The sequence below is a fragment of the Nonomuraea sp. NPDC049269 genome (genome assembly GCF_043197155.1).
In the GTDB taxonomy this organism is placed as follows: domain Bacteria; phylum Actinomycetota; class Actinomycetes; order Streptosporangiales; family Streptosporangiaceae; genus Nonomuraea.
This window is the reverse complement of record NZ_JBICSO010000002.1, coordinates 366,007-386,994: the sequence shown is the minus strand read 5'-3', so window position 1 is coordinate 386,994 and position 20,988 is coordinate 366,007. Positions and strand designations below refer to the sequence as shown.

Annotated in this window: 21 protein-coding genes and 1 pseudogene; 14 read left to right on the top strand and 8 right to left on the bottom strand. The window is 68.1% G+C overall.

Going from position 1 to position 20,988, the window contains the following annotated elements; translation table 11 throughout:
- Positions 1 to 127: 127 nt before the first annotated feature.
- Positions 128 to 550: a hypothetical protein gene (locus tag ACGFNP_RS11420; protein WP_393317364.1), complete on the bottom strand. Its 423-nt coding sequence runs from the start codon at positions 548 to 550 to the stop codon at positions 128 to 130.
- A gap of 291 nt (positions 551 to 841) precedes the next feature.
- On the opposite strand from ACGFNP_RS11420, the gene ACGFNP_RS11415 reads away from it, so the two are divergent.
- Positions 842 to 1,597: a DinB family protein gene (locus ACGFNP_RS11415; protein ID WP_393317361.1), complete on the top strand. Its 756-nt coding sequence runs from the start codon at positions 842 to 844 to the stop codon at positions 1,595 to 1,597.
- A 769-nt stretch (positions 1,598 to 2,366) separates the two neighbouring features.
- Entirely contained in the window at positions 2,367 to 2,810 is a 444-nt protein-coding gene (locus ACGFNP_RS11410) for a DUF2569 family protein (protein WP_393317358.1), read from the top strand.
- A gap of 689 nt (positions 2,811 to 3,499) precedes the next feature.
- Here ACGFNP_RS11410 and ACGFNP_RS11405 read toward each other — a convergent pair.
- Positions 3,500 to 4,375, bottom strand: a complete 876-nt coding sequence (locus ACGFNP_RS11405) for a LysR family transcriptional regulator (RefSeq protein WP_393317355.1) — start codon at positions 4,373 to 4,375, stop codon at positions 3,500 to 3,502.
- A gap of 58 nt (positions 4,376 to 4,433) precedes the next feature.
- Between ACGFNP_RS11405 and ACGFNP_RS11400 the strand changes: the two genes are divergently transcribed.
- On the top strand, positions 4,434 to 5,246 hold the full coding sequence (locus ACGFNP_RS11400) for an alpha/beta hydrolase (RefSeq protein ID WP_358342284.1): 813 nt from the start codon (positions 4,434 to 4,436) through the stop codon (positions 5,244 to 5,246).
- A 587-nt stretch (positions 5,247 to 5,833) separates the two neighbouring features.
- Here the strand turns inward: ACGFNP_RS11400 and fxlM are convergent.
- The 3 genes from fxlM to ACGFNP_RS11385 all read right to left on the bottom strand — a co-directional run bounded on the left by fxlM (position 5,834) and on the right by ACGFNP_RS11385 (position 8,962).
- Positions 5,834 to 7,066: a methyltransferase, FxLD system gene (gene fxlM / locus ACGFNP_RS11395; RefSeq protein WP_393317351.1), complete on the bottom strand. Its 1,233-nt coding sequence runs from the start codon at positions 7,064 to 7,066 to the stop codon at positions 5,834 to 5,836.
- An 843-nt stretch (positions 7,067 to 7,909) separates the two neighbouring features.
- On the bottom strand, positions 7,910 to 8,299 hold the full coding sequence (locus tag ACGFNP_RS11390) for a hypothetical protein (RefSeq protein WP_393317348.1): 390 nt from the start codon (positions 8,297 to 8,299) through the stop codon (positions 7,910 to 7,912).
- Positions 8,300 to 8,473: 174 nt separating this feature from the next.
- Positions 8,474 to 8,962, bottom strand: a complete 489-nt coding sequence (locus tag ACGFNP_RS11385; protein WP_358342291.1) for a hypothetical protein — start codon at positions 8,960 to 8,962, stop codon at positions 8,474 to 8,476.
- Between the two features lie 278 nt (positions 8,963 to 9,240).
- On the opposite strand from ACGFNP_RS11385, the pseudogene ACGFNP_RS11380 reads away from it, so the two are divergent.
- The 9 genes and pseudogenes from ACGFNP_RS11380 to ACGFNP_RS11340 all read left to right on the top strand — a co-directional run bounded on the left by ACGFNP_RS11380 (position 9,241) and on the right by ACGFNP_RS11340 (position 17,806).
- A pseudogene (locus tag ACGFNP_RS11380) lies at positions 9,241 to 10,065 on the top strand (WbqC family protein).
- Positions 10,052 to 11,083, top strand: coding sequence for a GNAT family N-acetyltransferase (locus tag ACGFNP_RS11375; RefSeq protein WP_393317345.1), 1,032 nt, complete (start codon positions 10,052 to 10,054; stop codon positions 11,081 to 11,083). The pseudogene ACGFNP_RS11380 and the gene ACGFNP_RS11375 overlap by 14 nt, the downstream one beginning before the upstream one ends.
- 289 nt (positions 11,084 to 11,372) lie before the next feature.
- Positions 11,373 to 11,801: a MarR family winged helix-turn-helix transcriptional regulator gene (locus ACGFNP_RS11370; RefSeq protein WP_393317342.1), complete on the top strand. Its 429-nt coding sequence runs from the start codon at positions 11,373 to 11,375 to the stop codon at positions 11,799 to 11,801.
- Positions 11,791 to 12,306 carry a hypothetical protein gene (locus ACGFNP_RS11365; protein ID WP_358342303.1) on the top strand — a complete coding sequence of 172 codons (516 nt, stop codon included), beginning with the start codon at positions 11,791 to 11,793 and terminating at the stop codon, positions 12,304 to 12,306. Before ACGFNP_RS11370 ends, ACGFNP_RS11365 begins: the two co-directional genes overlap by 11 nt.
- Positions 12,307 to 12,532: 226 nt before the next feature.
- Positions 12,533 to 14,080, top strand: a complete 1,548-nt coding sequence (locus ACGFNP_RS11360; RefSeq protein WP_393317339.1) for an MFS transporter — start codon at positions 12,533 to 12,535, stop codon at positions 14,078 to 14,080.
- A gap of 108 nt (positions 14,081 to 14,188) precedes the next feature.
- Entirely contained in the window at positions 14,189 to 14,623 is a 435-nt protein-coding gene (locus ACGFNP_RS11355; protein WP_358342305.1) for a GNAT family N-acetyltransferase, read from the top strand.
- A 280-nt stretch (positions 14,624 to 14,903) separates the two neighbouring features.
- Positions 14,904 to 16,088: a threonine aldolase family protein gene (locus ACGFNP_RS11350; protein WP_393317335.1), complete on the top strand. Its 1,185-nt coding sequence runs from the start codon at positions 14,904 to 14,906 to the stop codon at positions 16,086 to 16,088.
- A gap of 296 nt (positions 16,089 to 16,384) precedes the next feature.
- Positions 16,385 to 16,819 (top strand): helix-turn-helix transcriptional regulator, encoded by a 435-nt coding sequence (locus ACGFNP_RS11345; protein ID WP_393317332.1) that lies wholly within the window; start codon positions 16,385 to 16,387, stop codon positions 16,817 to 16,819.
- Between the two features lie 24 nt (positions 16,820 to 16,843).
- The gene (locus ACGFNP_RS11340) at positions 16,844 to 17,806 is read left to right on the top strand and encodes a hypothetical protein (RefSeq protein ID WP_358342309.1); all 963 of its coding nucleotides are present in this window, start codon (positions 16,844 to 16,846) and stop codon (positions 17,804 to 17,806) included.
- 326 nt (positions 17,807 to 18,132) lie between these two features.
- On the opposite strand, the gene ACGFNP_RS11335 is transcribed toward ACGFNP_RS11340, so the two are convergent.
- Positions 18,133 to 18,918, bottom strand: coding sequence for a sulfite exporter TauE/SafE family protein (locus ACGFNP_RS11335; protein WP_358438502.1), 786 nt, complete (start codon positions 18,916 to 18,918; stop codon positions 18,133 to 18,135).
- A 217-nt stretch (positions 18,919 to 19,135) separates the two neighbouring features.
- Here ACGFNP_RS11335 and ACGFNP_RS11330 point away from each other — a divergent pair, with 217 nt between their 5' ends.
- Positions 19,136 to 19,480, top strand: a complete 345-nt coding sequence (locus tag ACGFNP_RS11330) for a CopG family ribbon-helix-helix protein (RefSeq protein ID WP_393317328.1) — start codon at positions 19,136 to 19,138, stop codon at positions 19,478 to 19,480.
- A gap of 311 nt (positions 19,481 to 19,791) precedes the next feature.
- Here ACGFNP_RS11330 and ACGFNP_RS11325 read toward each other — a convergent pair whose 3' ends face one another.
- On the bottom strand, positions 19,792 to 19,938 hold the full coding sequence (locus ACGFNP_RS11325; protein WP_393317325.1) for a hypothetical protein: 147 nt from the start codon (positions 19,936 to 19,938) through the stop codon (positions 19,792 to 19,794).
- Between the two features lie 80 nt (positions 19,939 to 20,018).
- Complete coding sequence (locus ACGFNP_RS11320) at positions 20,019 to 20,177, bottom strand: hypothetical protein (protein WP_393317322.1); 159 nt, start codon at positions 20,175 to 20,177, stop codon at positions 20,019 to 20,021.
- Positions 20,178 to 20,273: 96 nt separating this feature from the next.
- On the opposite strand from ACGFNP_RS11320, the gene ACGFNP_RS11315 reads away from it, so the two are divergent.
- Positions 20,274 to 20,930 (top strand): SMI1/KNR4 family protein, encoded by a 657-nt coding sequence (locus ACGFNP_RS11315; RefSeq protein ID WP_393317319.1) that lies wholly within the window; start codon positions 20,274 to 20,276, stop codon positions 20,928 to 20,930.
- The last annotated feature ends 58 nt before the right edge of the window (positions 20,931 to 20,988 follow it).

Sequence of the window (20,988 nt, the reverse complement as noted above, 5' to 3'; positions counted from 1 at the left end):
GCTTCCCGCGCGAGCGGACTGGCGGCGGCCTGCTTGGCCACCGTCTCCGGGTGCCGCCGCCCCTGATGTCCGGTGAATCAGGTGAAGACGGTGCCGTGCGAAGCAGTCGCGGAGCCCAGCACCGGAGCTAACCATTCGGATGCCATTGCCCAGGTATGGGGCGCGTGATCCGCCGTTGCCGCAGGTCGTCGAGGTCGCCGTCCTTGAAGGACGTGACCGTCTGGGCCGTCTGAATCTGCTGTTTCACCGGGACTTTGAATTCGAAGAGCTCTGCCCGCTGCTTCTCGATGGCGAGCACGGTCTTGATGGCGTCGAGCACCGGCCCATGGTCGCGGACCGGCTTGCCGTCCTGCATGACCACGCGGCCATGCTGGATCACGACGTGTCCGGCGGCCAGGACCTCGTTCGCCTTGGCGAGCAGCGCGTCCAGGCGCTCGGCCTGCTCGGCTCGATACTCGGCGACCTCCAACGCTGGGATCGCGGCGAGCGTCGTCGTGTAGAGCTTGTGCGCGCCCTGATTCGCGATGCCGAGCCGCTCGGCGATCGTCATGCGACTGATCAACTCCAGCTACCGGGTCTTCATGGATGGACCCAGCTACCGGCCGAACAAGCGACCCGGAAAGAACGGCACGTCGGGACGCACGAAGGACGACAAGTAGACCGGCCGTCGATCGCCTGACTTCGGCGGGCGCCCCCTTGGTTGCGGGCGATCGGCGCCCCGCGGCTGGCCTATGTTGCCCAAGCGAAGCGGGACGCGGGCGTGAGCACGTTCCACACGGTTGGCCCCGAAACTTAGTTGCCAAAGGTGGCGCGGGCGGGGCGGGTGCGGAAGACTGCCTCGATGGCTGCTGAGTACGCCCAGAGTGACCAGTTCCGTGGCGCCCGCATCCACCTGTGCGACCTTGCCGGTCTCGAGATCCGCGATTGCGAGGTCAGCGGTCTGAAGATCGTCGACTGCTATGGGAGCGACGTCTACCTCGGTGGCGACTTCGAGCGTCTCGTCGTCAACGACGTCGACGTGACCGCCTACGTCGAGGCCGAGCTCGACCGGCGGCACCCCACGCGGGTGCTGGCGCGTGACGCCGCGTCCCCCGACGACTATCGCGCTGCTTGGGATGCCATCGAGACGATGTGGGCGGCGACACTCGACCGCGCCAGGCTGTTGCCCGAGGCCAAGCTGCACGAGCAGGTCAACGGCGAGTGGTCGTTGGTCGAGACCCAACGGCACCTGCTACTCGCCGGCGATGCCTGGCTCGGCAATGCCGTGCTGGAGGAGGAAGCGCCGTACCACCCGTTGGGCTTCCCTTACGGCGGGATGCCGCCCGACGCAGCGGCGAAGCTCGGGCTCACCCTCGAAGCCACCCCGACGCTCGACGAGGTACTCGCGCCGCGGCTCGCCCGCATGGCCACGATGCGACGTGTCGTCGACGGGCTCACCGAGGCCGAACTCGATCGGGTATGCGGTCGCAGGCCGGCGGACCCGTATCCCGACCAGGAGTACGTCGTGCGCCGCTGCCTCAAGGTGGTGCTGAAGGAAGAGGCCGAGCATCACCGTTATGCGGTGCGCGACCTCGCCGTGCTCGAGGCCGGTGCCTGAACTGGCGCCGACGCCGGAAATGACCTCCAGCCGCATTGCGTGCTGCTAGGACGGTCATCTAACGGTCACATCGACCACAAGACCACGCTAAAGCGCCCAATTAAGCACCTACCACCCAAACGGCTCTACTGTCCTTCGTGAGCACCCCACTTCGAGTGGCTCGATTACCTGCGCACGGGCTGGCTCAATTGGCTGACGTTCGACAGCGTGGCTCCAGCTGGTGGACCGTGGCGTTCACCAAGCAGCACCCCGGAGCGTCACGGACATCAGCCACTGATCGTCTTGCCCCACACGAGGTCAGAGCGTGGTGGACGGGTGCCACCGTGCGCTGACGGAAGCCGACGTTGTCGGTTGTCGTCAGCGGTGTCGTCGTCAGCACCACCTTGTCCAGTGGCAAGACCCGACGAAGGAGGGTCGCGGCAGCGCATCGCCCCGACCCCGTACGTCTGTACGGAAGTCAGCGATCGTCATGCCTCTACGCGATGACCACTTGATCCGTAGGGAAAGGCGGATGCCCTGTCAGTGGCGTCCCGCCCTGGTCAAGCAGTGGATGCCGATCGGCAGCACGCGGTCGCGTATGGCGGTGTTGCTGTACGGCGCCGCTGTACAGCACTCTGCCCAACGTGCTTCGACGCTGTTGCCGTGAGGAGCCCCCACACCGCCCGGTAGTGCTACCCCCCTAAAGCCCACGGGTTAGGCCTACTGACACGCCATGTCCTACGCCGCCAGACTGGCGGAAAGCGATTGTTGTATCGATAGGGAGCGAGTCGTGAGCGACGTCACGGTACGAGGCTCGACAGTCGCGCCGGAGGGCATCCGCGGGTGGTTGCTCATCTACGTCATCATGTTGGGCGTGCTGGCCCTCCACGGACTGGGCCTGACCGTTGCCACCCTGATCATCAATGCCGATCCATCACTGGCGGGAATGGACTCATTCGTGCCGCTGCCTTCGCTCCTGCTGTACGTGATCGGCAACCTTTTTCTTGTTCTGTACACCGTTGTGCTCTACGTCCTGATGTTCAGAAGGCGGAAGTCAGCGATCATTAACAACGTCATCTTCCACGTGCTATCGGTCGTCTTCCTGGTGTCCTGGCACATCGTCGGTATGAAGTCCGCCCTCGGGACGGTGATCGACTCCGCGCCAGCAGTCGTCGGCGTGTGGTATGTCCTGGCGTCTACGCGAGTACGGAGGACGTTCACCCAACCCAAGTAGTAGTTCTCGTCGTGGAATCCCTGCCGACGTTGCCACGCAGTGATTCGATGCCCGGACTGGAGTCTCCCGGCACCACGCACTGAACCCTTTCATCCTCGAGCGATCTGGTAGTTCTGCAGAACCACGATGGCCTTGCAAAGGTGGCCGGCTCATCCATCACGCTCCGTGCCCACGTAATCCCAGCGACGGAAGCCTCGACAGCCGGTGTCTTCGCCAACGCCATCGGCAAGCAGGAGAGCAACCGGGGGCCACCCTGTTAGCAAGAACCCCGAACGATCAAGAAATCATGAAGGCCCCTGATGGCGTAATGCCTGTTCAGGGGCCTTCTTGCATGTGTGCGGCCGGAGGTACTCGAAACCCCAACCTTCTGATCCGTAGGGAAAGGCGGATGCCCTGTCAGTGGCGTCCCGCCCTGGTCAAGCAGTGGATGCCGATCGGCAGCACGCGGTCGCGTATGGCGGTGTTGCTGTATGGCGCTGCTGTACACCACCTTGGTGGACGTGACCGCGGCCTCCACGGCCGCATCGCGCACAAAGGCGAGAAATCACCGATCCAGGCCAGCCGGCCTCGATGATCTGCGCCCGCTCTACTCCCTGGGTACTCCATCGCGCCTATCTGCGCGGCCGCTAAGGTCACAATCCGCAAGCTTCGGGCGTGTTCAGTCAACCAACGGCGTATCTCGATCTTGATTAGTTATCGGGTGGTCGGGGTGAGGCGGCCAGTTGGTCGAGGAACGCCCGCGCGGCGGGGGAGCAGTCGCGCAACGACGGGACGGCCAGGGCCAGCGAGCGGGTCGTCTTCGGCTCCAGCGGACGGGTGACGACCGCGCCGAGCTCGGCGGGCAGGCCCAGCGTGGGCACGATGCTGACGCCGAGCCCCGCGGCGACCATCTCCAGGATCGCGGCGGGCCCGCCGGCCTCGAAGGCGATGTCGAGCCGCGCCTTCGACTCCCGCGCCGCGGACATGATCAGCGGTCGGCAGCCGGCGGTGGTCAGGATGAACGGCTGTCCGGCGAGGTCGGCGACCCGCACGACCCGTCGCTCGGCCAGCGGGTGCTCGGAGGGGAGCGCGGCCACCATGTCGTGGGTGCTGAGCGGGACGGTGTCCAGGCCGGGGGCGGGCAGCGTGACGACGCCGACCTCGGCGGCGCCGCGGCGCAGCCATTCGCGGATGTCGTCGTCGACCCCCTCGAACAGGCGCACCTTGACCTGCGGGTAGCGGTCGGTGAAGGCGCGCAGCAGCCGGGCGATGAGCGTGCCCGTGGCGCTGGGGAGGCTGGCCAGGCGCAGCTCGCCGGTGATCTCGCCGGCGGCGGCCGCCACATCGGCGCGGATGAGGTCGAAGTGGCGCAGCGCCTCGCGGGCGCGCTCGACCGCGCGGCGGCCGGCCTCGGTGAGGGCGATGCGGTCGTGGTGGCGGACGAACAGGGCCGCGCCGAGCTCGCGCTCCAGGGCGGCGATGGCACGGCTGACGGCGGGCTGCGACATGCCGGTGTGGTCGGCGGCGGTGGTGAAGCCGCCGTGTTCGGCCACCGCCAGCAGTGCCCGGAGCTGCGCCAATGTCATACCGGCATACCTTAACTGGTATTTGACCGCCGGTGGATCAGAACACGATGGTTATGCCATGGCTGAACGAATGACGATCGAGGTCGACGGGCTGCGGGCCGGTTATCTGGCGGCGGGCGAGCGGGGTCCGGTGGTGTTGCTGCTGCACGGGACGTACTGGAGCCGGGTCTGGCAGCCGGTGATGGATGGGCTGGCGGCGGCGGGACTGCGGCCCGTGGCGGTGGATCTGCCCGGATTGGGGCGCTCGGAGGGGGAGCTCACGATCGAGACGGCGGCGGTTCCGGCGCTGGCAGGGTGGGTGAGGCGGTTCGCCGCCGCTGTGGGCGCCAGCGGGCCGCTGAACGTTGCGGGGCACGACATCGGGGGCGCGGTGGCGCAGCACCTGCTGGTGGGCGGCGAGGTGCGGCGGCTGACGCTGGTCAACTCGGTCACGTACGACTCATGGCCGGTGCCGGGCGTGGCCCGCTTCCGCGATCCGGCGGTGGTGGCCGCCGTGACGGCGGAGGAACTGCTGGGCGCCCGCCGGACGGCGATCACCACGGCGCTCGCCCGTCCGGCGACGGAGGGGGAGCTGGCCGACTACCTGGATCCCTGGAACGACGCGAGGGTGCGCCGGTCATGGATGGCACTGGCGGGGGCGGCCGACAGCCGCTACACGCTCGACCTGGTGCCCGCGCTGAAGGCCGATCGCACGCCGAAGCTGCTGGTGTGGGGGGAGGACGACACATTTCAGGAGGTGGGGTACGCCGAGCGGTTCGCCGCCGAGATCCCGAACACCACCCTGGTTCGCATTCCGGGCGCCGGTCACATTCCGATGGAGAATGACGCGCCCGCGGTCACCGGCGCTCTGGCGCGCTTTTTCCTGGGATGAGCCCGGGAGGACCGGGCTGCCGGGTCACCTGAGCCGGTGGCGGCCGCGCTGCCGGACCCGCCGGCCGAGCCGACGCTCGAGGACGGCTGCCTCGCGCTCATGGACCGGTGAGACGCGGCGAGCGCGCGACTTGCCGGGGAGATTGACGATGCGACGCCCAGCTATAGATGGCGGCTGCGAGCCAACCCGTCTGCGGGATTGCGGGGTTTCCCAGGTTTCGTTAGCGGCACAGTCGTCTGGGTTCCCCGCCTTGGGGCAATCGGGATCGGAGTCGACCTCGCACTGCCCATCGGCGGATTCGTCGACGTCCTTCTACTGCCCTTCGAGTCCAGCCGATGGCCAACCGAGGGAACGGTCACCGACTTCAAGATCTGGTGGATGGACGACCGCCCCCAGATCCGGCTGGTCCCTGCCGAGCCGATCTACAGGCGGGAGGACTTCGACAGCTGGATCCTCCGTCAACCGGGCCGAGACCTGTTCCACCCCTGACTCAAACCCGGACGCCCAGCATCCGGCCGCCAACAAAACCTGGGAACCGCCATCTATCGCTCACAGTCTCAGGCATCCTGGCCCGTCTGAACGGCCGATCAGCCGGTGGGCCAGGAGATCGTGACAAGACCGTGGGTCTTGTGGAGGGCTGCCGTACCCGCGGGCAGGTCGGCGGGGGTGTTGCCGGTCGGCCAGTAGGCGAAGGTGGGCTCCGGCCGGTTCCTGGCCTGCTCGTCCCACGCCTGGATCTGTTCGACCATTGCGGTCGCCGCCTCCTGGCCATGCGGTCCGTAGGCGCGAGCCCCGAACTCCGCGCCCGCGCCTTCCAGTGCGGGCCGCACCGACAGGTAGGCGAAGGAGTCGCCGCGCACTCCGGCGAACGGGAACCACGTCTTGCGTTCCTGGGCGAGGTCGGTTCCCTCCTCGACGGCCAGCCTGCAGAAACCGGGCAGGAAGCTCGCGAACCACAGGTGCAGGTCGGCGAACGACACGCCGTTCTCGATCGTGACGCCGGACCACACCTCGGCGCGGTCGCTTGCCAGAACGCCGTCCAGCAGTGCGGGGTCGTCGGGCGCCCCGTCGTCGAACCGGAGCGTGACGGCGTGCCCGTGGGGGTCGGGCAGCCGGAATTCCCTGTCGACGTGCTGACCGGCCCCCTGCATGGGGACGAACCCGCACACCACAGCGGACGTACTGGTCAGGTGATCGTTCGTGCGGCGGAACGCGATCGAGCGGCTGACGCCGTTCATCCGCAACGGCACCACCAGCGTGCCGTCAGGGGCCAACTGGCGCAGCCACGCTGGGGCCAGGTCCCACGCGCCGACCGTCACGATGGTCGCCTTGAACGGCCCGAACCCGGCAATCTCGTGCTCGGCATCGGCCGTGATCACCTTCACCCGGTCGCCGTACCCGGCGGCGTCCAGCAGTTCGGTGGCGCGGTCGGTCACCTCCGGGTCGATGTCCACGCTGATCACCTCGCCATCCGGCCCGACGATTTCGGCCAGCATCGCCGCGTTCACGCCGCCTGAGCCGATCTCCAGCACGCTCTTGCCCGGCGCCAGCTCGGCCTGCTCGATCATCGCCACCTGGACATACGCGGCGCTGACGGAGGAGATAGCCGTGCCGTGCTCATCCCGCTTGGTGACCACCGCGCTGTCGGCCTGGTAGGTGACCTCCAGCGGGGTGCCGGTCGGCACGAACGCGTGCCGGTCGACCGTCCGGAACGCCCGGTCGACCTGAGCCGACTTGATGTGCCCCGCCGCGGCGAGTTCGTCCGCGAGCTTGTCCCTCAGCTCGCCGGCCTGCGCCTGGTCGATGGTCTCGTCATTCACTGAATGATCTCCCTGTGGTGTGTCTTCCGGTCACCGGTTTTGCGGAGGGGCTTGGTACGGCGCGGGTTCACCGTGGCGAGGTCGGTCACCCCTGTCCACTGCACACGCCGGGGGCTGGCAGGCGCCATCCCCCGCGGGTAAAGGCGCCTGCCAGCGTCTCCCGGCCGGGCACGGGCACCCCGGGCTCGGCCGGGAAGTCGAAACGTGCACGGTCTGCGCGTGGGCGGCATCCGCGCTGGGTCTCTTGCTGCTGAGCACCAGTAGCAGGGCCAGGCCGACAACGATGAATGGCCGTGCGAGCCCAGGGCGGAGGGTGGCATCCGCTGGTAGGTCGGGCGTCCAGGGGTCTCCGTACACGAGCACGATCAGATCCATGGGAGACTCTCCGGACTCCTCCGGTCAGGGGGCAGGGGCCGGTCATCGCCCCGTCCTGGCCCGCCGGGGCGGAACCGCTGCGGGCCGGGAGATTGCGCGTAGCCCTCAGCAGGTGGAGACGTTGTGGGCCCGCCATGGCACCGTTCATGATGTGGCCTTTGCTGGCTGGGCCGGGGGGTTGTAGCCCCTCAGGTGACCCGAGGAAGGCGGACGGGCGCACCCCGATGTCCGCCTTCCTCGGCCCAGCGGCCCGTCCATGGCGAGCAGGGGTGGCTCGCGCAGTGGGGAAGAGGGCGGCTGGGAGTTGGATCATCGCCCACGGCTGCGCACAATCCTGCCGTGGGCGATGAGCTTGGGCGGCGCGGGCCCGCGCGACAGTGGCGGAGGTTGAGCGCAGGCCCGCGCCAAGACGCGAAGCAGCGCCCCCGTCTGCGCGCGGGGCCGCATGCCTGACCGCGTCTTGCTTGCTCACTCGGCCATCTCCTCGAAGAAGCCGGGGGGAATGTAGACGACCGTGGGCCGGTGCGCCGGAATGGCCTCAGCCACCGCCAGCAGCAGCTCCTGATCGACGTTGAGGACGTTGCGCCACAGCTCGCGGAGGCTGCCGCCCACTACTGGGGTGTTGACATCCATGTCGTACGCCGGGAACGCCCGGAACGTGCGGCCCCAGGGCTCCCACATCACCTGCCAATGGCCGTCCCACGATGCCTGCAACTGCGCGGCCAGGCGCTGGGCTGTCTCGTCGCTCAGGACCTCGGTGACGTTGTCGACCGTCATGCCGCGAGCACGACCCTGAAGGTCGGCTACCTGCCTCCTCGCTGCCGCACCGGCGGCGGCCTTGGCCTCACTGGCCCGCATGGATTCCTCCTCGGGAGCAGGGACGATGTGATGGCGCAGGCCGAGCGATTGGTGGTGGAGCTCGGCCTGCGCCGGAGAGCGCGGTACGACGGGGGCGACTACACCGGGTCGCCCGCGCTCGGCGTGGCAGCACAGCGTGCCGCACGCCTGTCTTTCGTGGCTGCTATGCCCCGCTCAGCCGCTCTGCGGGATGTCCGCCAGGTCGACGAGGAAACGCGGCGTGTCCGGGTCGGGACGCCGTGTCGTCTCCTCAGCGCGGTAGTCAATGGTCCGGATGGCGTCCGGGTTGTGGATGTTCCAGTTGGCGGAGGAGGCGGCCGTACGAAGAGCTCCACGCACGAGCAGCAGCCGCGTCCCGATCGCGTTGAGTTGTTCTCGCCGCCGAGCGGCGATGTGCTTCCCGCCCAGGTGGCGCGCAGTGGGCAGGACTACCCCGTAGACGTTGGACAGGAGAATGTCCAACAACCCGGCGAATGCGGGGGCGGCCGCCGATTCGGTCCCTCGATCGGTGAAGATGCCGCAGAGCTGGAATTCGTGCTGCTCGCAGTACTGGGTGAGGGCCACCGTCAGCGCTGCTTGCCGCTCGGGTGTCGAGCGGTGCAGCCGCAGGTACCCATAGACGATCGGGCCGTCCACATCGTGTTGTTCGGTGAGTGTCCACAAGGTAGCCGTCCTTACCGTGGCCGGGGCTGATGACCCGCACTTCGAGCATGACCAGCCCCAGCCCGGCTGGATACGACCCGCTGTCGCACTTCCGTTGCGCTTCCGTAGGTCCTCGGTACCTCTGGGTGCTTCCATGGCCGTGGAGGGGAGCAGCGACGTGACGACCGTGCATGAGTGGACCGGCCTCGAAGCGCATGCACTTCGCCTTGCCTTGCGGATGAGCGTGCGGACATTCGCCCAGCACCTCGGCGTGGCTCCCCGCAGCGTGGCGAAGTGGGATCAACTCCAACCTCTTCCCCCGGCTCGCGACCCTGGCCAAACTTTTCACCGCCGACTACTGGATCGTCCTGGACGACGTGCAGTTCGCCCGCACGGACGACCAGCACCGCGCGTGCCTCGCCTCGCTCGACGGCTCGCGGCCGCTGCGATGGCTCTCCATCTCTACCCATCTGCCACACGGCCGCTCCACCACCATTCGCGGAGTACGCCTGGCTGATCCCGCCCGCTGACGGCGCCGCGTCGTCCAGCTCCTCGATGATCACTACCGGCGCAGCGCCTACTGGCCGCCGTTCAAGAGGCGGCTCGAACCCGTGCTGGCCACGTTCGAGAGCACGGACCGGCTGGCGGACGTGACGGAGTTGTCCACGCGCATGCTGCTGGAGGAGATCGGGTGGCCGGGGCTAATCCTGCACAGCAGCGATCTGCTCGCACGCGGCGAACGTTCGCAGCGGCTGGCCGACCTCGCCTGGCTGACCGGCGCTACCACCTACCTATGCGGGACCGGAGGCATGCGATACCTGGACCCCGCCTGCGTTCCGAGTCCACTCGATCGAGGTCCTACCGTTCCAGACCCCCGCCTCGGACATCTGGGCATCCGCCCGAGAGGTAAGCACCGTACATGCCCTGATGCTCGCCGGGCCATGTGCCCTGAGACGGGAGTTGGAGGCTCTGCGTGGACGAGTTCTGGCGGCCGGCCCGTGATTCGGCCTCTAACGCTTGACCTCCTCTCCCCTTATGCGAGACTGCCGCCAGGAGCGATGCGGCGGGGCAAGATCATCCACCGTATCCCTCGTCGGCGCCGTCGCCGCGTTGCAGCGTGGTGAGACCGTGCTCGACCTCGGCTCGGGCGGCGGCATCGACGTGCTGCTGTCAGCCCGCCGAGTCGGCGAGCAGGGCAAGGTCTACGGGCTGGACGCCAGCTCCGACATGCTGGCGCTAGCCCGGCGCAACGCCGAGCAGGCCGGCGCGACCAACGTGGAGTTCCTGCACGGCACGATCGAGCGCGTGCCGCTGCCGGACCGGTCGGTGGACGTGGTCATCTCCAACTGCGTGATCAACCTGTCCGGTGACAAGGCCGCCGTACTGGCCGAGTCGTTCCGGGTGCTGCGGCCGGGCGGCCGGTTCGGCGTCAGCGACGTCGTCGTCGACGGCTCGATCGATCCGGCCGCTCGCGTGGCGGCCGAGCAGCGCATCGGATGCGTGGCCGGGGCGCTGCCGGTGGCGGAGTACCGGCGGTTGCTGGCGGCCGCCGGGTTCGCCGGTGTACGGATCACACTGAGCGCCGATCACGGCGACGGTGTGCACTCGGCGATCGTCCAGGCCGTCAAGCCCGCCTCTGTGCCGGGGGTAGAGATCCGGCCGATGCGCGGGAGTGACACCGAGCAGGTACTGGCCATCTATCAGGCCGGGCTGGACACCGGCCAGGCCAGCTTCGAGACCGTCGCGCCGAGCTGGGAAGGGTTCACCGCGGCCAAGCTGCCGCACCTGCGTTTTGTGGCCGCCGACACCGAGACGGGCGAGATCGTTGGCTGGGTGGCGGCCTCGGTGGTCTCGGCCAGGCCCGTGTACGCGGGCGTCGTGGAGCACAGCGTGTACGTTCACCCGGGCTGCCAGGCGCACGGTATCGGCCGGGCGCTGCTGTCGGCGTTCATCGCGGCCAGCGAGGACGCCGGGGTATGGACCATCCAGTCGGGGATCTTCCCGGAGAACGCCGCCAGCCTGTCGCTGCACCAGGGACTAGGCTTCCGCGTGGTCGGCACCCGCGAGCGCATCGGCCGCCACCACGGCGTCTGGCGCGACGTCATCTTCATCGAACGCCGCAGCTCTGCCGCTGGAGACTAGCGGCGACGCCAACGGGTGAGAGTCGCGGAGAGTCCCCGGGGGGTCATGGCCAGGACGCGGATCAGACTCGCGGTCGAGGCTGCCGCGATCGGCCAACTGAGGGCGGGTCCCATCGCCATGAGAACGACCAGTGCTACCCCCGTCCAGGATGGTGAGGCCGACTGCCCGCCGAGGACGACTAGACGGATTCTCCGGTCGGCGCGCTGAGTTGCACTGTCTTCTGCGGGGCCGAGTGTGATCACATCGGATTTGGTTGTGCCTTACAACAAGATAGTTGTAAGGTCGAACCATGGCGGATGAGCGTGAACTCCAGGAAGCGGTGGGAAGCTTTGTCCGGGCCTTCGGTCTCCATCGGCCTGACCAGACCCCCTGCGGGCGACCCATCCCGGTATCGGAGGCCCACGCGCTGGGCGAACTGGCCAGGGACGGCGCCCTACGGCAAAGTGACCTGGCTCAGCGACTCCGCCTGGAAAAGAGCACCACCAGCCGCCTGGTCACCCAGCTCATCAACCGCGGCTGGGCCGAGCGCACACCGGCCCCAGATGACGGGCGCGGCGTGCTGGTCCAGCTCACCCCCGCCGGGACCAACGCCGCGGCGCAACTGGCCAAGGCCAGAGCGGCACGCTTCGCGGCGATCCTGAACCGTGTCCCTGCCAGCGAACACGCCAGCGTGCTGCGCGCCCTCGAAATCCTCACGGAGGCAATAGATGAAACGTAAGAATCGACGCGTCCTGCTGCTCATCACCGCGCTCGCGGCCATCGCCGTCGCCTCGGCCGTCTATGTGCTCATCGGCCAGAACGGACAACCCGCCTTGGCCGATCGCCAGGCGGAGATCGCGGCCAAAGGCCAGCAGGTGATGCCGTTCGACCTTGAGCGCACCACCCACCGCTTCACCAAGTCCGCCACCGGCGGCCTGCAGACCGTCACCGCGGATGACCCGGCCGACGCCCAGCAGGTCAAGCTCATCCATGAGCACCTCACCAAGGAAGCCGCGAACTTCAGGCAAGGCGACTTCGGCGACCCCGCCTCCATCCACGGCGGCGACATGCCGGGCCTGCGCGACCTCGAACAAGGCCACAGCCGCATCGACATCCGCTACGCCCCCACCTCCACCGGAGCCCAGATCACCTACACCACCTCCGATGCGTCCCTGATCAAGGCGCTGCACGCCTGGTTCGACGCCCAGGTCTCCGACCACGGGCAGCACGCCGAACGCGGATAGATCCTTCCGGTTCAGGCGCCCCGTTCAGACTCGCTGTTTTCATCGGACACATACGCGGCCCTCATACCCCTCCAGGGTAAGGTCCTGTCTCGAATGTACCTAACCAGGGTACGGTTCAAGGCTTCGTGCGCCGGAGGCATCTGGCGCACGAGGCCATCCCTACGGAGAATCCCTCGGCGGCACGGGTCGCCAAGCACCTAAAACTCGATCTTGAAGGGATGTTCCGTTGTCATCTGCGGATATCGGCTCCACTCAGCGCGCCGGCTTGAGGCAGTGGCTCGGGCTGGTCGTGCTGGTCCTGCCCGCCATGTTGCTGTTCATGATGCTCACCATCTTGTTCCTGGCCATCCCGCAGCTGGCGGCGGAGCTGAAGCCGAGCAGCGCCCAAACGTTATGGATCATCGACATCTACGGCTTCTTGATGGCCGGGCTGCTGGTCACCATGGGCACCCTGGGCGACCGGATCGGTCACCGGCGGCTGCTGATCGGCGGCGCGGTCGTCTTCGCCGTCGTCTCGCTGTTCGCGGCCAACACCTCCGACCCCGCTCTGATGATCCTCTGGCGGGCTGTGCTGGGCGTCGCGGCGGCCACTCAGATGCCCGCCACGCTGGGGCTGATCTTCGCCACGTTCGCCGACGCCCGCCAGCGCGGCATCGCCGTCGGGGTGTGGTCGGCCGGTATCTCCGTCGGGACCGGCCTGGGCCCGGTGCTCGGCGGGGCGCTGCTGGAGGCCTTCTCCTGGCGGGCGGCCTTCCTGGTCGCGGTGCCCGTCATGGTGGTGGTGGCGATCGGCGCGGCGCTGCTGCTGCTGCCGGACAACCGCAACCCCGCCGCGAGCCGCCTCGACCTGGTCAGCGTGGCGCTGACGCTGGCGACCCTGCTGCCGATCGTCTACGGCGTCAAGGAACTGGCCAAGGACGACGGCCTCGTGCCGGCGCTGGTGAGCATTGCGGCCGGGCTGGCGTTCGGCACCTGGTTCGTACTCCGCCAGCTCCGGCTGGCCGAGCCGCTGCTGGACGTGCGGCTGTTCGCCAACCGCACGGTCAGCGGCGCGCTGGGCGTGTTCCTGCTCGCCGCGACCGCGCTCGGCGGCATCTACCTGCTGTTCACCCAGTACCTGCAGCTCGTCGAGGGACTCTCACCGCTGCAGGCGGGGCTGTGGGTGCTGCCCGGCGCGGCGCTGCTGGTGGTCGTCTCCACCCTCTCGCCCGTCCTGGTCCGCCGTATCCGCCCCGGCCACCTGATCGCGGCCGGGCTCGCCGTGCAGGTGATCGGCTATCTGATGCTCACCCAGGTCGGAGCCACCGGCGGGCTTCCGCTCCTGGTCGCGGGATTCATCGTTCTCTACCCGGCCGTCGCCCCCTCGATGGCGCTGACCACCAACCTGGTCGTCGGCTCGGTACCGCCGCAGAAGGCCGGCGCGGCTTCCGGACTGGCCACCACCTGCAGCGACCTGGGCATCTCACTCGGCATTGCGATCCTCGGCAGCATCGCCGCCGCCATCTACCGCGGCCAGGTCAGCGCCGAACTGCCCGGCGGCCTGCCGCAGGAGGCCGCCGCGGCCAGCCGCGACAGCCTCGACGGCGCGGTCACCGCGGCGCAGACGCTGCCGGGCGAGCTGGCCGCGGCCGTGCTCGCTCCCGCCCGGGCGGCGTTCGCCGGCGGGCTCAACACGGCGGCCGTCATCGCCGCGATCATCGCCGCCGGCGCGGCGGTGCTGGCGATGCGCCGGCTGAGCCACATCCCGCTCACCGGCAGCACCCCCGGCCAATGACCGCCGGACGCAGCCGGCTCGCCCGCCCGGCAGGCGGCGGCAACCGGCCTGGAAGAGCACACAGCCCCCCAATCCGCTGCCCCTTGCCCCCCATCTGGGAGGACCATCGTGATAGTCATCCGTCGCGCCACGCCCGATGACGCCTCCACCGTGTACAGCCTCATCCGTGCGCTGGCCGAGCACCAAGGCCAGCCCTCGGCCATCACGGTGAGCGTCGACGACCTGAAGCGGATGCTCGCTCGCCCGGAGATCACCTACCTGATCGCCCAACGGGACGGCCGGGCCATCGGCTACGTGTCCTGGCTGCAGCGGATCCATTTCTGGTCCGGCGAGGACTACCTCGCTCTGGACGACCTGTACGTGACCGGCGCGGAACGCGGCCACGGCGTAGGAGAGCAGTTGATGCGGGCCGTCGCCGAAGCCGCCAACGGCAAGCTGATCCACTGGGAGGTCGCCGAGGCCAACGTGGCCGCGCAACGCTTCTACGCGCGCATCGGCGCCACCCTCCTCGCCAAGAAGATCGGCCGCTGGCAACCGAGATAGTTGAAGCGGTGCCTCCCCGGATGTGCGCTACGCCCTCGACTACACGCCCCGGCGCGGGCCCTCGGCTTTGCACGGGCAGCGCCAAGCACTCCGCCGGGTGGGCCCGCCACCGCCTGGCGGCCTGGCTCAATCCCAGCATCGGCACGACGATGCACGGACGAGGGAATTGCGCGCCCCCTCCACTCGCCTCTGGCGCGAGTGAAGAGGCGCAGGCCAGCAGGGAGAGCAGTAGCGGATATTGCGCTACTGCACTTTATTCGCATCAGAATGGAGCGTAACCATGACCGACCCCACTCCGCCCGTACGGCGGTCCCTGTTCCTGCACGCGCCCATCCGGCGCAGGCCGCGCGCCGTGCTGGAGCGCATGCTCGCCCTCGTGGACGACGACACCCCGCCAGACGGCCCCGACGGCCCCGTCGCAGTGCTCGAACAGCGCATGGCCACTCTCCTCGGCAAGGAGGCCGCGCTGTTCTTCCCGAGCGGGACAATGGCGCAGCAGGTCGCGCTGCGCATCCATGCCGACCGGCGCGGACGGCGCACCTTCGCCGCTCACCCCCAGTCGCATCTGGACGTGTGGGAGGAACAGGGCTACAACGCCGTCCACGGTCTGCGGATGCGCCGTACCGGGGATCTGTTCGAGCTGATGACGGCACAGGATCTGGCGGCGATCGGCGAGCCGCTGGCGGCGGCCGTGTGGGAGTTACCGCAGCGCGACCTCGGCGGCCTGCTTCCCGAATGGGATGACTTGTGCGAGCAGGTTGCGCTCGTACGGGCCTCCGGCGCCGCCGCGCATCTAGACGGCGCACGGCTGTGGGAGGCGCAGACCTATTACCGGCGGCCCTTCGACCAGATCGCCGCCCTGTTCGACTCGGTGTACGTCTCGCTTTACAAGAGCCTGCAGGGCGTGCGCGGCGCCGTGCTCGCCGCCGACGCCGATACGATACGCGCCGCTCAGGTGTGGCGGCAGCGACTCGGCGGCGGCATCCGCGACGCGTGGCCGCTGGCCCTGGCCGCCCTGGTCGGCCTCGACACCCTGGCGCCGCACATGTCCGCCTACCGAGACCACGCGATCGCCATCGCCGCCGCGATCAACGCCGACGGCACCGCCCGCGCCTACCCCGACCCTCCCCAGACGCCGATCTTCCACATCCACTTGCCCGCCCCCAGGCGGGCCGTCGAACAGGCCGGGGCGGCCATCCTCGCCGAGCACGGCATCCAGCTCTGGGGACGGGTACGGTCCGGACCCGACCCCTCCCGCTGCAGCTTCGAGATCACCGTCGGCGAGAACGCGATGGAGTTCACCCCTGAGGAAGTGGTCACCCTCATCCACGACGTGCTGGTCCGCGCGGAGGCCCGCCCCTGGGTGCCCGCCGAAGCGCCGCTCGCCCACGCCGTTGACGGCGCATTCGCCCCAGCTGGAACGGAGCAGACCAGCACAAGCAGCAACGCACCCACGGCCAAGTGAACTTGGGGCGCCCCGGCTCGGCATCGGTCACACGACCGATGAGGGCAACACCGGCTACGCCCGGCATCGGTCTAACTGGCCGGTGCCGGTGCCAACGTGATCAGCCAGTCTGACCGGTGGCGTGCAGAGCGGCGAAGTCGGCCCGCGCCGCCGCGAAGGCCTCGGGATAGGTCTGCCGCTTGTCGCACTCGGCCAGGGCCCGGTAGATGCTGGCCAGGCCGGGGTTGCCTTTGCGCCCGTGGGGGTCAATATGTCAATAGGGTCGTTTTGTCACCAAGGACGGAAGAGCCTGAGCCATGGCTGCACGCCGCGGCGGTGCCGATCGGAGCGGGACGGGACAGGGGATGGTGCCGTTTGTCCTGCTCGCGCTGGCCGATGCTCCGAGGCACGGCTATGTGCTGGCCGGCTACCTGGCCGATCTCGGTTTCCGGCGGGCCGCGCAAGATGCGTCGGTGGTCTACCGGGTGTTGCGCCAACTGGCGGAGGAGGACCTGGTGACGGCGGAATGGATGCTGGGTGATGACGCACCACCGCGCCGCACCTACCGCCTGACCCCAGCGGGTGAGGCCTACCTGCACGAACGCGCGACCGATCTGCAGCGACAGGCCGAGCGCATCGAGGTGTTCCTCGACCGCTACCGCCACCTGTTTCCCGCAGGGCAGACCACGTCAACGCCGCCTCGCCATCCAGCGCGCCCAGGCACGACACCCAACGACGCAAACGGCCGGTAACCAAGACCGGACAAGGAGACAGACATGCACGCTCAAGATGAAGCGCACCAACAAGATCGCGCACCGCAGTTATCGCGCCGGGACGCGGTGACGGCCGGCGGCCTGCTCGCACTGGCAACGGCAGGCGTGACGGGGTGGACGACGAGCGCGTCGGCGACCAGCACGACACCGGGCCAGGCGGCCGCGACCAGAACCACCATCCGCCTGGCCAGCGTCACCACCATCCAGGACGGAGGCCTGCTGCCGCGCCTGCTCGCCCCGTTCGAAGCGCGAACCGGCCGGCGCGTGCAGGTCTACATCGGAGAAGACGTCTACGCCAAGGCCCGCGCAGGCGAGGCCGACCTCATCTTCTCCCACTTCGGGCACACCGACACCCAAGCGTTCATCACCGACGGCCTCGGCCAATGGCCACGGACGGTGTTGTTCAACGCCACCGCGTTGATCATGCACACGAGCGACCCGGCCGGCGTGGCCGGGCTCACCGATCCCGTCGCGGCGTTCAGCCGCATCGCCGCCGCGCGTGCGCCCTTCATCGCCACCGCAACGCCGGGGCTGACCTACATCGCCGACATCCTGTGGAACGCCGCCGGCCGACCGGACAAGACCGGCTGGTACCAAGACACGGGACTCCAACCGCAAGCGGCCATGCGAGCGGCCGCCCAGCAGCGGGGCTACAGCCTCTGGGGCCTCACCCCGTTCCTCGTCTGGCAGCAGGACAACCCGCTCCCCTTACGCCCTGTGCTGTACGGCGATGAGATGTTCCACCGCATCATGGTGTCGGTCGTGGTCAACCTGGCCAAGTTCCCCCGCGCGAACGTGGCCGGCGCGCTGGCCCTGCAGGACCACCTGCTCCAGCCCGCCACCCAAGCGCTCATCCAAAACCACCGCTACCCCGGCCTCGACCAGCCCCTGTTCTGGCCGGCAGGCCGCGACAACGCCTCCGAACTTCTGCCCGCACCGTCCGGCACCCACGCCGGCCCCAGGTAGAAGCGTGGGTGCCCCGCACCGGCACCCACACCGCAGCGAGCCGATGACCGGCCCAGACGGTTCACTCGATCGATTGCCCGAGTCGAGACGCCTACCACCACCTCACCGAACCCTGATACAGAGCACTCCGCCAAACCAGGCGCCGACCCGCCCCTGCGGCGGCAGCGCCTGGAGGGGCCCGTCCCCGAGGACCTAGCCGCCATCTTGCGGGCAGCCAGATCCCGGCCCCGTCAAAATCTCGCCGACCGTAGGACGCGCCCAACCGGCAGCAGCGGTCCCGACCGGACGGCCAGCCGGTGGATTGGGAGCGCCGCCTGGCGCGGGGGTCAGATCAGGGACTGGACGGCGTACAGGCAAGCCAAAGCAGTGGCCAAAACACCCAGAAGCAGCCGTAGCGCGGTCTCCGGCAGCCGGGGCTGCAGATGAGCGCCGACGTAGCCGCCGATCAGCCCACCCAGCCCACACAGCAAGCCCAACCCCCACTCAGGCGCGATATCGCCAGGAGTGCTCAGCGCCAGCACGGCGTAAGTGAGCGCCCCGGCGATCGAGGTAACGAACGTCGTGGCCAGCGCGGCGGGGGCGACCTTCGTGACCGGCAGTCCACGCCCCACCAGGATCGGCCCGAGCAGCGACCCACCGCCGATGCCGTACATCCCGCCCACCGTCCCCACGGCCACCGCAAGCGCGGTGATCATAGGCGGCGACGGGCCGTCCGGCGCACCGTGGCCGCGCGCCGGGCGCAGCGTGCGCACGCACAGCCATAAGCCCAGCGGAAACAGCAGACAGGCCACCAGGAGGCGAAACACCCCAGAGCCGGGCAGGAGGAAGACCCGCACCAGCGCACCGATGACGACGCCGGGCAAGGTACCCAGCACCAGCAGACGGGTCAACGGCCCACCGAGATCGCCGCGCTTGCGGTAGCGCAACAACGCCCCCGGAGTGGCCACGACGTTGAACAACAGGTTGGTCGGCGTCACCGCTGGGTTGGGCACATTCAACACGCTGAGCTGGACCGGAAGCAGGAACACCGCTCCAGACACCCCGACAGGCGTGGTCACCACCGAGATCAGCAAGCCAGCGACAAACCCCAGCAGTCCCTGCCACCAGTTCACGGACGTACCACCCAAACGTTCACGCCCACATTGTTCGTCATGGCCGACCCACGCCGCCTCGACGGCCTCGGGGTAGGCCTGCCGCTTGTCGTGCTCAGCCCAGGGCCCGGTAGATGCTGGCCAGGCTCGGATTTTTCGGCCGCCTCGCTCAATGAACCCGCACGCTGCTGACCTGCGGAAGTGTAGGGGTGTGTAGGGATCCAGGTATTGGTTCTGTATGTATAGGCGCGTAGGTGGAACAGATAGACCCTACACAGCTCTACAAACACCCGCTGAAGTGCAGGAACACGAAGAGAAGCCCTACACGGCTGCGGTCAATTCCAGCACTCGCGGCCTATCTGAAACAGGTGTAGTCGAATGTAGTCATCCGTATTACAATGTAGTCGTGTCGAACAAGCCGACCACCGTCCGGCTGACGGACGAGCAGAAGGCGGGGCTCGACGCCATCGGCGAGCGAGAGGACCGGAGCCGATCGTGGCTCATCTCGAAGGCTGTGGACGAGTACATCGCCCGACATCAACGAAGTGAAAAGACGACTACGAACGGAGGCGAACCTCAGTGAACGAACCGGCGTCGCTACAGTCGGCCCCCAGAAACGACTCAGGGAGTCCCTTGAGATCAAGGAACTCCCTGGTGATGCTGTGTGCGGCCGGAGGTACTCGAAACCCCAACCTTCTGATCCGTAGTCAGTTCGCGATCGTCCAAAAGTGTCCACCGCCGTCAGAAGCACCTGCTCAACGACCTCCCCGACTTGATCTGGTTCCACGGGCGTACACCGGTGTCCGGGGAAGTTGTTAGCAGCGGCGTTAGCAAGATCGATCGGGCCGATGGCCGTACCGAGACGGCATGCAGGTGCCGCCCGCCTCTCGGCGATCAATTGGTCCGGTGCACCGTGGGCACGAACCCGCCTTGGGCCTTCCCACCATCTGCTAGGGCCGTCCAGTTGTCCACCGAAACGTGCGAGTCGACGACCAGCACGACCGCACCACCGGCCTGGTCCATGGCCTTCAGCCACGCCAAGCGCTCCTCGGTCTCCTCGGGACGGACGACGCCTTCGACGAAGATCCCAGAATCACCAGGGCCGTCGACCACCGAGGCTGTCAGGCCGCGAGGATCTGCCAGCCCTCACAGGGCAACGGCCTGCCTGCATCGAGCTGGAAAACGGGAATCCGCTCGATTAGTTCAGTCGAGACGAGAACCAGCATCGGTACGGCGCCACTGAGGTAACCGGCGTCCTCGCGAGGGATGTAGAGCGGCATTCGGCGAATATCGCATCACCCTGCCTGTGGCCGGATGCTCAGGCTCGCCGCCCCAGGCAGAACGCAGCCGCCTTCGACTCCGTTAGCCTGTGCGTCTTGACCTCCAACCCGGAGAAGCCATTGCGATCAGACCTCAGCCTGGATGAAATGGCTACTGAACTATCCCGGCTCGCTGATCTCTCGACGGCTGTTCCTCTGCCCGAATCCGAGGTCGTGGACCTTGAGGAAGTGATCGGCGCGCCGCTTCCTGACGAGTTCCGGTCGTTCCTGCTGCGTTTCGGCCGGGGAGTCTCGCCCAGCCACTTGCTCGACCTGTGTTGGATCGTGGAAGAGACCCAACTGGAGCGTGAGTACTTTCAGGAGGAAACCGAGGTCGCCGCCTACCCCTGGGAGCCCTTCCCGGTGACTCGGGATGGTGTGCGGCAACTGCGGCGCCTCGCCGTCGACGGGGCAGATCCCACCCTTTGGATGGACAAGCCCTCGCCTGGAACCATGTTCCTGTGCAGCCACGGGTGCTCGTGGATCAGCATGCTTGCCATGAACGGTGAATACGCCGGCACTGTCTGGCTCACCGAGATGGGCTGGGCGAAGGATATGTATTGGTGGCCATCGGCTCCCTGGAGGGATGTCGAGCCGTCGGGCCGTCTGCATGGAGGCTGGAGCGAACCGGTGCCGTTCCTGGACTGGTATATGCGCTGGACACGACAGATCGTCAGCCGACATCGGCGCTCGCGGCGGCCTGACTTGCCTTGATTGCAGAGACGTTCAGTCCGCCCAGCAGACGAACTCTCGCTCCTTGATCCATGCGCCC

Bases quoted from the DNA above. Each gene is read 5' to 3' on its own strand.
- ACGFNP_RS11340 (WP_358342309.1), top strand. From the start codon at position 16,844: ATGCACGCTCAAGATGAAGCGCACCAACAAGATCGCGCACCGCAGTTA.
- ACGFNP_RS11330 (WP_393317328.1), top strand. From the start codon at position 19,136: ATGTATAGGCGCGTAGGTGGAACAGATAGACCCTACACAGCTCTACAA.
- ACGFNP_RS11365 (WP_358342303.1), top strand. From the start codon at position 11,791: ATGAAACGTAAGAATCGACGCGTCCTGCTGCTCATCACCGCGCTCGCG.
- ACGFNP_RS11390 (WP_393317348.1), bottom strand. From the start codon at position 8,299: ATGCGGGCCAGTGAGGCCAAGGCCGCCGCCGGTGCGGCAGCGAGGAGG.
- ACGFNP_RS11350 (WP_393317335.1), top strand. From the start codon at position 14,904: ATGACCGACCCCACTCCGCCCGTACGGCGGTCCCTGTTCCTGCACGCG.
- ACGFNP_RS11370 (WP_393317342.1), top strand. From the start codon at position 11,373: ATGGCGGATGAGCGTGAACTCCAGGAAGCGGTGGGAAGCTTTGTCCGG.
- ACGFNP_RS11320 (WP_393317322.1), bottom strand. From the start codon at position 20,177: ATGCCGCTCTACATCCCTCGCGAGGACGCCGGTTACCTCAGTGGCGCC.
- ACGFNP_RS11345 (WP_393317332.1), top strand. From the start codon at position 16,385: ATGGCTGCACGCCGCGGCGGTGCCGATCGGAGCGGGACGGGACAGGGG.
- ACGFNP_RS11400 (WP_358342284.1), top strand. From the start codon at position 4,434: ATGGCTGAACGAATGACGATCGAGGTCGACGGGCTGCGGGCCGGTTAT.
- ACGFNP_RS11420 (WP_393317364.1), bottom strand. From the start codon at position 550: ATGACGATCGCCGAGCGGCTCGGCATCGCGAATCAGGGCGCGCACAAG.
- ACGFNP_RS11405 (WP_393317355.1), bottom strand. From the start codon at position 4,375: ATGACATTGGCGCAGCTCCGGGCACTGCTGGCGGTGGCCGAACACGGC.
- ACGFNP_RS11415 (WP_393317361.1), top strand. From the start codon at position 842: ATGGCTGCTGAGTACGCCCAGAGTGACCAGTTCCGTGGCGCCCGCATC.